Source organism: Ruegeria sp. HKCCA5463 (assembly GCF_013034175.1).
GTDB lineage: Bacteria > Pseudomonadota > Alphaproteobacteria > Rhodobacterales > Rhodobacteraceae > Ruegeria.
Genome location: NZ_WQFL01000005.1, coordinates 313,750 through 327,929, shown reverse-complemented (window position 1 = coordinate 327,929; position 14,180 = coordinate 313,750). Strand labels below are relative to the sequence as shown.

General features: G+C 59.8%; 13 protein-coding genes. 8 read left to right on the top strand and 5 right to left on the bottom strand.

What is annotated here, in order from left to right; translation table 11 throughout:
• Positions 1-130 precede the first annotated feature (130 nt).
• Genes iolD through GOW09_RS13215 form a run of 6 tightly spaced genes read left to right on the top strand, consistent with a single transcriptional unit; the run spans position 131 to position 6,506 of the window.
• The gene (gene iolD, locus GOW09_RS13240; protein WP_171118990.1) at positions 131-1,963 is read left to right on the top strand and encodes a 3D-(3,5/4)-trihydroxycyclohexane-1,2-dione acylhydrolase (decyclizing); all 1,833 of its coding nucleotides are present in this window, start codon (positions 131-133) and stop codon (positions 1,961-1,963) included.
• Entirely contained in the window at positions 1,960-2,859 is a 900-nt protein-coding gene (gene iolE, locus GOW09_RS13235; RefSeq protein WP_171118988.1) for a myo-inosose-2 dehydratase, read from the top strand. Before iolD ends, iolE begins: the two co-directional genes overlap by 4 nt.
• A 49-nt stretch (positions 2,860-2,908) precedes the next feature.
• Positions 2,909-4,090 (top strand): phytanoyl-CoA dioxygenase family protein, encoded by a 1,182-nt coding sequence (locus tag GOW09_RS13230; RefSeq protein WP_171118986.1) that lies wholly within the window; start codon positions 2,909-2,911, stop codon positions 4,088-4,090.
• Between the two features lie 48 nt (positions 4,091-4,138).
• On the top strand, positions 4,139-4,945 hold the full coding sequence (iolB, locus tag GOW09_RS13225; RefSeq protein ID WP_171118984.1) for a 5-deoxy-glucuronate isomerase: 807 nt from the start codon (positions 4,139-4,141) through the stop codon (positions 4,943-4,945).
• Positions 4,942-5,700 (top strand): SDR family NAD(P)-dependent oxidoreductase, encoded by a 759-nt coding sequence (locus GOW09_RS13220; protein WP_171118982.1) that lies wholly within the window; start codon positions 4,942-4,944, stop codon positions 5,698-5,700. Before iolB ends, GOW09_RS13220 begins: the two co-directional genes overlap by 4 nt.
• A gap of 26 nt (positions 5,701-5,726) precedes the next feature.
• Positions 5,727-6,506, top strand: a complete 780-nt coding sequence (locus tag GOW09_RS13215; protein WP_171118980.1) for a TIM barrel protein — start codon at positions 5,727-5,729, stop codon at positions 6,504-6,506.
• A 3-nt stretch (positions 6,507-6,509) separates the two neighbouring features.
• On the opposite strand, the gene GOW09_RS13210 is transcribed toward GOW09_RS13215, so the two are convergent.
• Genes GOW09_RS13210 through GOW09_RS13200 form a run of 3 tightly spaced genes read right to left on the bottom strand, consistent with a single transcriptional unit; the run spans position 6,510 to position 9,160 of the window.
• Positions 6,510-7,349 (bottom strand): class II fructose-bisphosphate aldolase, encoded by an 840-nt coding sequence (locus GOW09_RS13210; protein WP_171118978.1) that lies wholly within the window; start codon positions 7,347-7,349, stop codon positions 6,510-6,512.
• Positions 7,346-8,182, bottom strand: coding sequence for a 5-deoxy-glucuronate isomerase (locus GOW09_RS13205; protein WP_171118976.1), 837 nt, complete (start codon positions 8,180-8,182; stop codon positions 7,346-7,348). The genes GOW09_RS13210 and GOW09_RS13205 overlap by 4 nt, the downstream gene beginning before the upstream one ends.
• A 9-nt stretch (positions 8,183-8,191) precedes the next feature.
• Positions 8,192-9,160 carry a PfkB family carbohydrate kinase gene (locus GOW09_RS13200; protein WP_171118974.1) on the bottom strand — a complete coding sequence of 323 codons (969 nt, stop codon included), beginning with the start codon at positions 9,158-9,160 and terminating at the stop codon, positions 8,192-8,194.
• A 123-nt stretch (positions 9,161-9,283) separates the two neighbouring features.
• Here GOW09_RS13200 and GOW09_RS13195 point away from each other — a divergent pair, with 123 nt between their 5' ends.
• Positions 9,284-10,387, top strand: coding sequence for a Gfo/Idh/MocA family protein (locus GOW09_RS13195; RefSeq protein ID WP_171118972.1), 1,104 nt, complete (start codon positions 9,284-9,286; stop codon positions 10,385-10,387).
• A gap of 38 nt (positions 10,388-10,425) precedes the next feature.
• On the top strand, positions 10,426-11,559 hold the full coding sequence (locus GOW09_RS13190) for a Gfo/Idh/MocA family protein (protein ID WP_171118970.1): 1,134 nt from the start codon (positions 10,426-10,428) through the stop codon (positions 11,557-11,559).
• Here the strand turns inward: GOW09_RS13190 and GOW09_RS13185 are convergent, their stop codons facing one another.
• Together GOW09_RS13185 and GOW09_RS13180 are read right to left on the bottom strand one after the other, a co-directional pair.
• The gene (locus GOW09_RS13185; RefSeq protein ID WP_171118968.1) at positions 11,560-12,558 is read right to left on the bottom strand and encodes a LacI family DNA-binding transcriptional regulator; all 999 of its coding nucleotides are present in this window, start codon (positions 12,556-12,558) and stop codon (positions 11,560-11,562) included.
• A 535-nt stretch (positions 12,559-13,093) separates the two neighbouring features.
• A complete protein-coding gene (locus GOW09_RS13180; RefSeq protein ID WP_171118966.1) occupies positions 13,094-14,095 on the bottom strand; it encodes an AraC family transcriptional regulator in 1,002 nt (333 codons plus the stop codon).
• Positions 14,096-14,180 lie beyond the last annotated feature (85 nt).

Sequence of the window (14,180 nt, the reverse complement as noted above, 5' to 3'; positions counted from 1 at the left end):
AAGGGGGCATCCATCGGGCGGTGGCACCTGACGCCACTCTGATTTCAGGCTCTGGCAAAAGGCCTGACACCTTCGCAAATGAGAAAACCCGCGGACCGCCGATGGCGGATCCGAGTTGAAAGGGATCATGATGAGCAAAACAGTCCGATTGACCGCGGCGCAGGCTCTGGTGCGCTATCTCGGGGCGCAGATGAACGAGGCCGGAGAGCCGTTCATCGCAGGTGTTTGGGCGATCTTCGGCCATGGCAACGTGGCAGGTCTGGGCGAGGCGCTGCATGGGGTGAAAGACAGTCTTCCCACTTATCGCGGTCACAACGAACAGACCATGGCACACAGCGCGATTGCTTATGCCAAGCAGTTGGGTCGGCGGCGCGCCATGGCGGTGACATCGTCGATCGGACCGGGGGCCACCAACATGGTCACGGCCGCTGCTCTGGCCCACGTGAACCGTCTGCCTGTTTTGTTGCTGCCTGGCGATGTATTTGCGACGCGCGGCCCTGATCCGGTTTTGCAGCAACCCGAAGTGTTCTCGGATGGAACCATCAGTGCGAATGATTGTTTCAGACCGGTCAGCCGGTATTTCGACCGCATCACCCGCCCGGAACATCTGCTGACGGCTCTGCCGCGCGCCTTCCGCACGATGACGGACCCGGCGGATTGCGGCCCGGCGACGCTGGCCTTTTGTCAGGATGTGCAGGCCGAAGCATATGACTATCCCGAAAGCTTCTTTGAGGCGCGCGTCTGGTATCAGCGCCGCATTCGCCCGGATGAGGGGGAACTGGCGCGCGCCGTTGCCGCGATCAAGGCCGCCAAGCGTCCCGTTATCGTTGCCGGCGGAGGTGTGCATTATTCGGACGCAACCGCCACGTTGCAGCGTTTTGCCGAGGCACACAACGTCCCCGTGGCCGAGACACAGGCCGGCAAGTCCGCATTGGCCTGGGATCATCCGCTCAACCTTGGTCCTGTTGGTGTGACCGGGGGCGAACCTGCCAACGACATTTGCGCAAAGGCGGATCTTGTGCTGGGCGTCGGCACCCGGTTTCAGGACTTCACCACCGGGTCATGGGGTTTGTTCGCGAACCCCGAGCGTGAGTTGATCAGCTTGAACACCGCCGCCTACGACGCCGAAAAGCACGGAGCGATGCCGTTGCAGGCCGACGCTCGGGTTGGTCTGGATGAGCTCAGCGAAGCGCTGGGCGGCCATCGCGCGCCGGATCTGCCTGCGGCATTGAAATCTGATTGGTTCGGCAAAGTTGATGCGCTGACGGATGCCCCTGCGGACAGCAATGCACTGCCCACGGATATGCAGGTGATCGGCGCCGTGCAGCGGGCCGCCAAGGAAAACACTGTTGCGATGTGCGCGGCTGGAACGATGCCGGGTGAGCTGCACAAACTTTGGAAGGCACCACGCCCCGGAGCCTATCACATGGAATATGGTTTCAGCTGCATGGGGTACGAGATCGCCGGCGCCATGGGCATCAAAATGGCCCAGCCCGACCGCGACGTGATCTGCTTTACCGGTGACGGCACTTATATGATGGCCAACTCGGAAATGGCGACGGCGGCGATGATGGGGATTTCGTTCACCGTTGTTGTCACGGACAACCGCGGGTTTGGGTGCATCAACCGTCTGCAAATGGGGACAGGCGGGGCCGAGTTCAACAACCTTCTCGACCACACTGTGCACGAGACAAAATCAGCCATCGATTTTGCCGCCCATGCGGCAGCGATGGGGGCGACTTCGGTCAAGGTCAGTTCGATTGCCGAGCTCGAAGACGCGCTGGCCAAACGCGATGAGGTCAAAGGCCCCTATGTCGTGGTGATCGACACCGATCCCTATCCATCGACCGAATTTGGCGGAACCTGGTGGGAAGTGGCGGTGCCCGAGGTCAGCACCCGCCCCGAAGTGAATGAAAAACGCGCGGCCTATGAAGCCGCTATCAAGGAAAGAAACACGAAATGAGCGTGAAGATCGGCATCTCTCCGATTGCCTGGCAGAATGACGACCTGCCGGACCTGACCGCAGCTTACACGATGGAGCAGGCGCTGAAAGAAGCGCGCGAGATCGGCTATACAGGTGTCGAACGGGGCCAGAGGATGCCCGCCGACACCGAAGGGTTGCGCGCCTATCTGGACGCAAATGACATCGCGCTGTGCGGGGGGTGGTGCTCGGGCAGTACGCTGGTCAACGACCTGCACGCCGAGATCGCCGTCGTGCGCGAACAGGTCGAACAATTCGTTGCGCTGAACAGCCCGTGCATCGTTTATGCCGAATGTTCCAATACCGTTCAGGGACAGATCGGAACGCCTGTCAATGATCGCCCCAAACTTTCGAGGGACGAGGTTCTGGCCTATGCGGGCAAACTGACCGAACTTGCCAAGTGGATGGCGGATCAGGGCATGCCCATGGCCTATCACCATCACATGGGCACGATCATCGAAAGCGAAGATGAGGTGAACTGGCTGATGGAGGGGTCAGGCCCCGAATTGAGCCTGTGTTTCGATACGGGCCATCTGCTGTTTGGTGGCGGCGATGTGATGGCCACGCTGAACCGTTGGGGCGATCGGGTGCATCACGTGCATTTCAAGGATATCCGCCCTGAAATCGTACAGGACACGCGTGAGAACAATCGCAGTTTTCTGGATGCGGTGATCGCGGGCGCGTTCACCGTGCCGGGTGACGGTTGCATCGACTTTCAGGCCGTGGCCGATGCACTGAAAGCAATGGATTACAACGGCTGGATCGTGGTCGAGGCAGAGCAGGACCCGGTTAAGGCGCCGCCCTATGAGTACTCGAAAATGGGCTATGACCACATCGTCGAGGTCTGCGGCAAGGCCGGGCTGAAGATCACCTCATAGATCACCACCACAACGGGGCAACACCGAAGCCATCAGAGAGGAGCACGTCATGGTAGAACAGGACCTTGGATATGTCGGCTATTTCGACCGGGAATCCTGTGATCTGGATGAATTCAAGGTGTTGACCTCTCAGACTCTTTCCGCCGAGACGGTGCCTTTTGCCGCCTCGGTCGAAAAGAACGTGCCCGTCTATGATATGCAGGCACTGAGCCCCGGTTTGGAACGGCCTGATACGCGCAGGACCTTGCTGGCAGAATGGGGCCGGGTGCTGGGCAAATCCGCCGGTGTGATCGCCCTGAAAGGGGCGTATCCCGACACGTCGATCATTGATCGGGCGACGGATGTGTTTCGTGAAATCATCGAAGAAGAACGCCAGGGTGGCGCCGGTGAGGGCGATCATTTTGCCGCCTCGGGCGCGAATGACCGGGTGTGGAACGCGCTGCAAAAGCAATGCCTGCGCGACCCCGAGGGCTTTGTGCTCTATTTCGGGAACACGGCGATTGCGGCGGCATGTGAAGCATGGCTTGGCCCGAACTATCAGGTGACCGCTCAGATCAATCAGGTGCGTCCCGGTGGCAAGGCGCAACAGGCGCATCGGGATTATCACCTTGGGTTTCAAAGCGCCGAAAGCGCGGCCAGGTATCCCGCACAGGCTCATCTGGTGACGGCCTCGCTGACCCTGCAAGGGGCGGTTGCGCATTGTGACATGCCGGTGGAAAGCGGGCCGACCAAGTTGTTGCCGTTCTCGCAGCTCTACCCGCCGGGCTATCTGGCGTTCCACGATGAAGCATACCGGGCGCATTTCGAAGACAGCTGTATCCAGTTGCCATTGGAAAAGGGGGACGCGGTGTTCTTCAATCCGGCGCTGTTCCATGCGGCGGGCGCGAACAGCAGCGCCGACATCAATCGCATGGCAAACCTGCTGCAAATCTCATCCGCCTTCGGGCGCGCGATGGAGTCGGTGGATCGGCGGGCGATGTCCGAGGCGGTATTCCCATCTTTGATTGCTCTGAAACAACGGGGCGATCTGACGGTAGCAGAACTGGACGCGGTCATAGCGGCCACGGCAGAGGGCTATCCCTTCCCGACCAATCTGGACACGGACCCCCCGGTCGGGGGCAATGCGCCGGAAAGCCAGGCGGATATTCTGCGTCGCGCGGTTGCGGAAGGATGGACCCAGGCGCGGCTGGCCCAGTCCCTATCGGCCCGGAACCAAAGGCAAGCTGCCTGAATTCAACACAGGCGGGCACTCGGGGGCCGCCCAAGAAGGAGAACAAGAATGGCAGACCTGCTGAAGAAACCGATCGGAACCCACGGCAAGGTACATGACATCACTCCGTCAAGCGCTGGATGGAATTATGTGGGCTTCGGGCTTTATCATTTAAAGGCCGGGGATCGCGCAAACGAAGTGACCGCAGATCGCGAAGTCATTCTGGTGATGGTCGAAGGCAAGGCGCGGATCACCGGGGCCAGGCAGGATTGGGGCGTTCTGGGTGACCGGATGAGTGTATTCGAAAAAACACCGCCGCATTGCCTGTATCTGCCCAATGGAACCGAGTGGGAGGCCGTGGCGGAAACCGACTGCGTTGTGGCCATCTGTTCGGCGCCGGGTAAGGGCGGTCATACGGCGCGTCGGATTGGACCTGATGGCATAACCCTGACCGAACGCGGCAAAGGGGTAAATACGCGATACATCAACAATATCGCCATGGAGAATGAGGACTACGCAGACAGCCTGCTGGTGACCGAGGTGTTCACGCCGAATGGCCACTGGTCGTCCTATCCCAGCCACCGCCACGACGAGGATGACTATCCCCGCATCACCTATCTGGAAGAGACCTACTACCACCGCCTGAACCCGTCGAACGGGTTTGGGATCCAGCGGGTTTACACCGATGACGGCCAGTTGGATGAGACGATGGCGGTATCAGATGGCGACGTTGTGATCGTCCCGCGCGGCCACCACCCTTGCGGTGCGCCCTATGGGTTTGAGATGTACTATCTGAACGTCATGGCCGGACCGCTGCGGAAATGGCGGTTCGTTCCGGCCCCCGAGGTCGAATGGATCATGGAGCGTGACGGATGAGCCATACTTTCGCCAATTACCCAAGCCTTGCAGGTAAGACGGTTTTCATCACCGGAGGCGCCGGCGGAATTGGCGCGGAAACCGTTCGGGCCTTTGCCGAACAGGGGGCAAAGGTTGGGTTTTTGGACCTCAACGCCGATGCCGGGCTTGCTTTGCTTTCCGAGCTGGACGGAGAGCATGCATTCGCCCAATGCGATCTGCGCAACATTGACGAGATGAACGCCGCAATAGGGCAATTGGTGGAAGAGCTGGGCGACGCGGATGTGCTGGTGAACAACGCGGCCCGGGATGACCGGCACGACTGGCGCGACGTCACGCCTGACTATTGGGATGAGCGTATGGCGACCAATATCCGCCACATGTTCTTTGCCCTTCAGTCGGTGGCACCTGGAATGATCGCCAAGGGTGCAGGTTCGATCATCAATATCGGGTCGAATTCGTGGTGGCAGGCCGGGGCGGGTTTCCCTGCCTATGCCACCGCCAAATCCGCTGTGCATGGACTGACCCGCACCATGGCGCGCGAGCTGGGCGATCACCGCATCCGCGTCAACACGGTCGTGCCCGGCTGGATCATGACCCAGCGCCAGAAAGATCTGTGGGTCACCCCCGAGGCTCTGGCAAAGCAAGTGGATCGTCAGTGCCTGCCCGACCCGATCGACCCGGTCTATGTGGCGCGGATGGTGCTGTTTCTGGCCTCGGACGACGCGGCCATGTGCAGTGCCGGGAACTTCATGGTCGAAGGCGGGTCGATCTAAGTCTTTCCATACCGAAAGAGAAATCAATGCCTCAACCGTTTCAACTTGCGGCCTGTGCCGAGATGCTGTGGCTGGACAGGCCGATGGATTGGCGTGCCGCCCGGCTGGCCGAGATGGGGTTCGGCGTCGGGCTGTGGAACTGGCCGGAGCTCGATATTCCCAGACTGGTCGCAACCGGCGCCAGTTTCACCATCATGAACGGCTATCTTCAGGGGCGGCTGGCCGACGATGACGGGGCCAAGATGCTGCTGGCCTCGGCCGCCGAAACAATTCAGGTCGGCAAGCGTCTGGGCGTTGCGCGTCTGAATCTGCACGGCACCGGGTTGGGTGATGGTGGCATACCGATCTGGCAGCATGACGAGGTCACAGGGCCGATGTGGCTCAAGGCCAGGGACACCCTGAACCGGATCTGTGATCTGGCCCAGGCCGAAGATGTGGTGTTCACGCTTGAAAACCTGAACCTGCTGGACCATCCTGGCTGTCCGTTCGGGTCAACGGCGGACGTGCTCGCCTTGGTTTCGTCGGTTGATCGTCCGCAGTTGCGGATCAATCTCGACCTCTACCATACCCAGATCGGCGAGGGGGATCTGATCCGCTGGTGTGAAAAATGCCTGCCCTGGATCGGAGAGGTGCAGGTGGCCGACAATCCCGGTCGGTGCGAGCCCGGAACTGGCGAGATCAACTATGCCGCCGTGGCGCGTGCGCTGAACGATCTGGGCTATCATGTCCCGGTCGGGATGGAAGCCTTCGCCGCAGGCGACCCGGAAGACGCGCTAAACGCCTTCCGTTCGGCATTCACGCTCTGAGCGTCACCGCTGCGGTGGCGCACCAAAGGCGCGGATCACGGTGCGGGCGGCAGCCATGACCGGATCGTGGGTTTCCTTCAGGATCGTCACCCGGTCGAACCGGTCGGGCTCACGGTTCACGGCCTCGCGCAGCGCGGCGCCGAAGGCCATGCGCAGCTCAGTCCCGATGTTGAATTTGCAGATCGCGGTTTCACGCGCCAGCCGCGCGCGCTGTTCGACCGGCACACCCGATCCGCCATGGATGACCAGTGGAACCTCGGTCATGGAGTCGATCTGGCGTATGCGGTTTTCGTCCAGACCACCTTCCTTGTTCTGCTGAAGGTGGACGTTTCCGACCGAGATTGCCATCGCGTCCACGCCGCTGTCGCGGGCAAACTTCGCGGCTTCCTCGGGATCCGTGCCGTTTGAGCCTTCACCGCCGGAATACCCGACGAAGCCGATCTCGCCCTCGCACGAGATCCCGGCGGCATGGGCCATTTCGGCAATCGCGGCGGTTTCATCGATGTTCTGCTGCAAGGGCTTGCGCGACCCGTCGAACATCAGCGAGGTGAACCCGCTGTCCAGCGCGATCTTGCAATCCTCGAAGGTATAGCCGTGATCCAGATGCGCCACCACGGGCACCGAGGCGTTTTCGGCCAGATACCGGAACATCTTGCCCAGGATCGGCAGCGGGGTGTGCTCGCGGCAGCTGGGGCCGGCTTGCAGGATCACCGGGGCGTTCTCGGCCTCGGCGGCGGCGACATAGGCGCGCATGTCCTCCCAGCCCAGCGTCACCAGGCCGCCGACGGCATAGCCCTGTTCGTAGGCGGGTTGCAGGACGTCTTTGAGCGTAGCGAGGGTCATTTGAATTTGGCGATCATGTCTTTGATACCCGGGATCGTTTCGATCTGATAGGCATGGGTGGGTTGGAAATACTGCACCAGCGACCGCTGGGTCAGCCCGCCGAGGATGGTGAAGTAATACATCTCGTATCCCGGCAGCACGCAGCAAGGGTGATAGCCCTTGTCGATGCAGATCGTGGAGCCATCGACGATGTGATAGGCATCGCCCGGTTCGTTGTCCTCGCGCTGCAGCATCTGCAGGCCCGAGCCCCAGTTGGGTTTGAAGCGGAAATTGTAGGTTTCGTCATGCCGGGTCTCGTCCGGCAGGCGGTTGGTGTCGTGCTTGTGGCTGGGAAAGCCCGACCAGCCGCCCTGACCCACGGTGAACAACTCGCTGACCAGCAGGCGGCCGACCTTGTCATGCTGCTTCTGGCCCAGGATATGCTTGATCTTGCGATGGGTCTTGGTGTCGTCGCTGCCATATTGCACCAGGTCATGCTCGCGCACGTCGAACGGATCCAGCACCTTGTCATACTTTGCGCCTGCCACGAACACCTCGGCCGTCTCTGACACGCAAACCATCTGCGCCCGTGCCCCCGACGGGACATAGGCGCCCTCGGGCTCGCCATCCCAGACATCCTCGCCCCGGTTGCCCAGATGGGCAAAGCGCACGCCCTCGACGTCCACGTCGACGCTGCCGGTGGCGGGCACGATGCAGGTTTCGTAACCCGGGACCTTGTATTCGAAGGCCTCGCCCTTTTTCAGTTTGACGATGTTGAAATAGTTCAGCGGAACCGTCGGATCATCGGCGTCTACGATGGGTTTGTTCTGATTGTCATAGGGCGCGATATGCATGGTACTCTCCTATGTGGTCGGGCCGGGATGCGAAGCGAGGAACGCGTCCAGTTCTGGTGTCGTTGGCATGGCGGGTGCGCAACCGGGATGCGACACCACGATCGACGCGCAGGCCGAACCGCGCATGACCGCGTCTTTCAGATCGTGCCCCGCGGCGATCGAGGCCAGCAGCCCGGCCATGAAACTGTCGCCAGCCCCGTTGGGTTTGACGGCCGTAACCGGGTAAATACCGGTTCGCAGCTCTTGCCCGTCCACAAAGGTGATAGCACCTTTTTCGCCCATCTTGTAGATGACGATCCGACCCGGTTTTTGGGCAAGTTCCTGCGCTTTGGCAAAACCCTTTTCGATGCCGCCGGCCATGAATCCGAACTCTTCGTCGTTGCCGACGATCAGGTTGCTGGCTTCGCCAGCCCGCGACAGAACTTCGGCAGCCACCTCGGCCGAGGGCCAGCTGTATGGGCGGTAATCGATGTCGAAGATGATCGGCAGCCCTGCGCTTTGGGCGTTCTCGAAGGCCCGGAATGTGGCGCTGCGCGACGGTTCGGACGCAAAGACCGTTCCAGCCGAGATGATTGCCGAGAAAGATGAATAATCGACCCTGTCCATATCCTCTTTGGTGACCTGGAAATCAACGGCTCCGTTGCGATAGATCACATTCTGAAAGTCCTCGATCCGGCTTTCGTACACGGCCAGAGACATGCGGTATTCGCCGCCCAGAACGCGGATATAGGATGTGTCCACACCGTAATGCCGCAACCGGTTCAGACAGAACCGCCCAATCGCATCGTCCGAGACGGACGTGATCAGCGACGCCTCGCTGCCCAACTTGACCAGCCCGGCACAAATATTGGCAGAAGAACCACCAAGGTCGGCATGAAACGTGCTGGCCTCCTCGCTTTTGACGCCAATTGGGTCAGCGAACAGGTCCATGCCTGCGCGACCCAGAACGGCGAAGCGGTTTCCTTTGATACCATCCATCAAAGCGCTCAAGTTTTGTCCTCCGGCAGAATGGGTCGGCAAAGTTTGGACCTTGCGTTGAATCGATTCACACGATACTGATTTTGCAACCGGTTGCAAATGATATGTTCGGAGCCGTTGCAGATGCCTGAAATCGGAATTGGAATCGTCGGCGGCGGCTATATGGGCAAGGCCCATTCCGTGGCTATGTCAGCGGTCGGTGCGGTGTTCAACACGGCATTGCGACCCCGGCTCGAGGTCATTTGTGCGTCCAGCCCTGAAAGCGCCGAACGTTACAGGACAGCCTACGGATTTGACAAAGCGACTGATGATTGGCTGGTATTGGTTGAGGATCCCAGGGTTCAGGCAATTGTCATCGCCTCTCCTCAATCGACACATCGCCAGATTGCCGAAGCGGCGTTTGAATTGGGTAAACCGGTCTTGTGTGAAAAACCACTGGGCGTATCCCTTGACGACAGTCTGGCCATGGTTGCTGCTGCCGAAGCGTCTGGCGCGGTCAACATGGTGGGGTTCAACTATGTTCGCACACCTGCGACGCAATACACCCGCCAGCTTATTGCCAATGGTGAAATCGGGGATATCACCTGGTTCCGGGGGGAGCACACCGAGGATTTCTATGCCGACCCGCACGCTCCTGCCTCCTGGCGTACGACGGGCATGGCCAATGGCACCATCGGAGATCTGGCACCGCATATGGTCAACGGTGCATTGGCGCTGGTTGGTCCGATCGCACAGGTGATGGCGGATGTTGAAACGGTTCACAAAACCCGACCGGGTGGTGAGGTGACAAATGACGACCATGCCCAGATGATGTGCCGTTTTGAAAATGGCGTTATGGGCAACCTGTATTTCAGCCGCGTCGCGACGGGGCGAAAAATGGGCTATGCTTATGAAATATCGGGAACAAAGGGCGCCATCCGGTTCGACCAGGAGGACCAGAACGCGCTGTGGCTGTATAAGCGGGAAGGGCCCGAAGCGTCCCGTGGGTTCACAAAAATCCTGACAAGCCCGGCGCATCCGGATTACGAGCCCTTCTGCCAAGGTCCGGGCCACGGAACAGGCTATCAAGACCAGATCATTATCGAGGCCAAGGATTTTCTTCAGGCCATCCACACCGGAAGAGCCGCTTGGCCCACCTTTCGCGACGGGCATGAGGTCAACCGGGTGCTTGCCGCCGCCTTGGCATCGTCAGAGCAGCGGCAGTGGAAAGACATCCGCGATTTCTGATCGCTCAAACAAAAAAGTTCTAATGAGAGACAATGACCATGGCTAAGTTGAGATGGGGCATGATCGGTGGTGGTGAAGGCAGCCAGATTGGCCCCGCGCACCGCTTGGGGGCACAGGCTGACGGGCTGTTTGAATTTGCTGCTGGCGCGCTGGATCACCGGCCCGAAGCGGGCCGGGAATACGCGCAGCGATTGGGCGTTGCCGCCGATCGTGCCTATGGCGACTGGCAAGAAATGCTGGCGGGTGAGAAGGACCGTAAAGACCGGATCGATCTGGTGACAATCGCCACGCCGAATTCGACACATTTCGAGATCGCCAAGGCCTATCTTGAGGCGGGCTTCAATGTCTTGTGTGAAAAACCAATGACCATGACTGTGGAAGAGGGTGAGGAAATTGTCCGCGTCGCCGAAGCATCGGGAAAGATCTGCGCGGTGAACTACTGCTATTCCGCCTATCCGATGGTGCGGCAGGCCCGCGCTATGGTGCGCTCGGGCGAGATCGGACGGGTGCGTCTTGTGGTGACCAATTTCAGCCACGGCCATCATGGGGATGCCACCGATGCGGACAATCCGCGCGTGCGCTGGCGCTATGACCCTGCGATGGCAGGGGTTTCCGGGCAGTTCGCCGATTGCGGTATCCACGCCCTGCATATGGCCAGTTTTATCTGTGATGACGAGGTGAAGACGCTTTCGGCTGATTTGGCCTCAACGATCGCAAGCCGGGAACTGGAAGACGATGCAATGATCAACTTCCGTATGGAAGGCGGCACGGTCGGGCGTCTTTGGACATCTTCTGTGGCGATCGGGCGCCAGCATGGCTTTGACATACAGGTCTTTGGCGAAACCGGTGGGTTGCGCTGGGCGTCAGAGCAACCCAACCAGTTGATCTACACCCCGGTAGGAGGGCGCACCCAGATCATCGAAAAGGGCGAGGGGGGGCTGCATGATGAAGTGCAACGCCTGTCTCGGGTCGCCATCGCGCACCCCGAAGGCTTCCCGCTGGCCGTTGCCAATATCTATTGCGATCTGGCGGATGCGATCCGCGGTGAAAGCCGGGATGGCCTGCCCAACGCAGCGGATGGCGTGCGATCGATCGCAGCGGTGCACGCGGCTGTTGCGTCGGGCAAAGCAGATGGTGCCTGGCAGGAGGCCCGCCCGCCGATGTTCCGCTGATCAGGGGCGGGGCCGCAACGTGCCCCGCTCGACCACCCGGCAGGGGAAGATCCGCGCTTCGGGGTAGCGGTCGGGCGTTTTCAGCATCTCTTCGACCAGATCGACGGACGAGGTGATGATCTGCTTGATCGGCTGATGGATGGTGGTCAGTTTGATGTATTCCCAGCGCGACATTTCCATGTCGTTCAGGCCGATGATACCGATATCGGTGCCCGGTTTCAGCCCGTGATCAGCCAGCGCCGACAGCGCCCCGATCGACAGGATGTCGTCGCCGCAGAAATAGGCCTGCGCCGGGTCACCGGCCAGCAGGCGCAGCATCTCGGCCCGGCCGGCCTCGAAGGAATAAGCCCCGGCGAAGGAGTGGTTGACGGGAATCTGCGGATGGTTGGCCATTTCTTCGATAAAGCCCCGTTGCCGGTCCAGGGACGAGGTCGCATCCTGCGGCCCGCCCAGATAGCCCACGCTGGCATAACCCCGCCCGACCAGCTCGCGCGCGGCCATGCGCCCACATTCCACATTGTCGATCCCGACCACATGCACCTCGGGCGAGGTGGCAGACCGGCCGAACGTGTGCACCACCGGTACGCCCGCATCGTGGAACGCTTTGGCAAAGCTGGGCGGCAAGGTCGACGAGGCGACGATCACCGCATCCACCGAGTATTGCCGCAGCATGCGTACGGAATTGGCGGGCTCGGTCTCGTCCGTCAGGTTCACGATCAGCGGGCGCAGGCCGCGTTCCTGCAAGGCGCGTGTAAACTGGTCGAAGACTTCCAGAAAGATCGGGTTGTGAAAGTTGTTCGAAATCAACCCGATCAGCTTGGTGCGCCCGGTCGTCAGCGACGAAGCCAGAGCATTGGGGCTGTAGCCCAGCTCACGGGCGGCCTTTTCAACCTTGCTGCGCGTTTTTGCGGAAACCGAGGCACCTTCGGTAAAGGTGCGCGAAACGGCGGACCGTGAAACGCCAGCCAAGGCGGCCACGTCTTTCAGGGTCACACTCACGCTGCGGGACTCCGATAACAGCGAGGCAGGAAAACAGGTAAGTTTGGCATTGCCCCAGCATTATGCATCATCGACCTGAACTTGCAACCGGTTGCAACGCCGCCACGACGATTCAACCGTATTTGAGCGTCGAGATTTAGAAGGTAAAAAGGTGGGTGAAGAGACACTCGAACTCCTGGCATCTTCAGCAAAACAGAAGCGCATTTTCCAATCCGCAGATGCACCCAAGCGCCGTCTTGCGCTGCCGCCAAGCGCACAGGTTCCCAGAGATGCCTGGTGTTGTCAGCGATTTGAAGTTGCACAAACTGCGGAACGGTTCAAGGGCATATCCTTTCCTGCCGCTTTCAAGATCACATCCGATCGAGCCGCAACAGGCATGCGTGACGGCGCATGCGTTGCCAAAAGGGCCATCGGGCAATTGCTTTTTCAACCCTTGGTATTGATCCATGAACGTGGCGCAAATCATGGCCATCCCTTGGTGGACATACATGAGAGAGGCAGTGGAACGCCAACCCGCCCATTCGCAGCGCGGTTGCTATCCAAGGCGGAATTTTGTTGGCGTCACACCGGTCTGGCTTCGAAAAAACCGAGTGAAGTGGGACTTGTCGGAATAGCCAAGCATGAGGCCGATCTCGGCAACTGTCATTTTGCTTTCTCTGAGGTGCTCCTTGGCGACATCGACCCGCAGACGCCTTACCTCTCGGGGAAGTGTTGTCTGATGTTTCTGAAGTGCTTTCAGGAACCGCTCGGGCTGGATACCCAGCAATCCGGCCACAACCTCCGGCCCCAGCTCTGACTCATCCAGTTTTCCACGCAAGACAGACCGCAAAGCGGCCACTACGGTGACGTCTTCATTGTGTCGAATCGTGGCTGGCGGCGCTTCGGACTCCTCTGCCGCATGGTGCAGAAATAACCATTCCACGGGAAAACTGATCTGCATTCCGGGGTTGGGTCCAAGACCGACTTCGATACCTTTGTAACCGCGTGGCAAGCCAAGGATGTATCTGCTTTCCCATCGCACCCGGGACGGATCCCACGCATTTCCGACCACGCTTTGCAACAGGCGCACATAGATGGCAGCTCCAAACCCGGTAACCTGAACGGGCGGAACGGTTGGTTCTTGTTGCCGCGCGATCCGATAGATCGCTTTGTCTGCTTCCACGACAAGACTGTGCCGGACGGCGTTGGACTCTTGTGGAACAAGCCTTACGAACCGGGCAAAAAACTCGAACAGAGTGTTCGAGGATTGCAGTGACCGGGCGAATGGCGGCCATCCTTGCAGGTCAAATGTCTCTCCTACATTCAGGCCAAGGTATCGATCCCCTGACAACTCTGAGAAGGCATTCAACAGACCATAGACCAGTTCTGAGTGGACATAGACAGATGGGTCGGACAGCAGGTCGGCCTTCAAGCCGACCTGATCCAAGGCCGGTTGCGGATTGATCCTGCAGTCGGTGAGATATTGCAGAAACGGGGCGGCCAGCGCGAGGCGGATAAAGCCTTCGCTATGCGCTTCAGAAGTGGAGCTGAGTGGCACGCCCGTCACCCTTGTTTAAACCAATGGTTTCGTTCAGTGGCCTTTTTTGCGGTCACACTCGCACATGTTAATCCAAAAGTGGCAA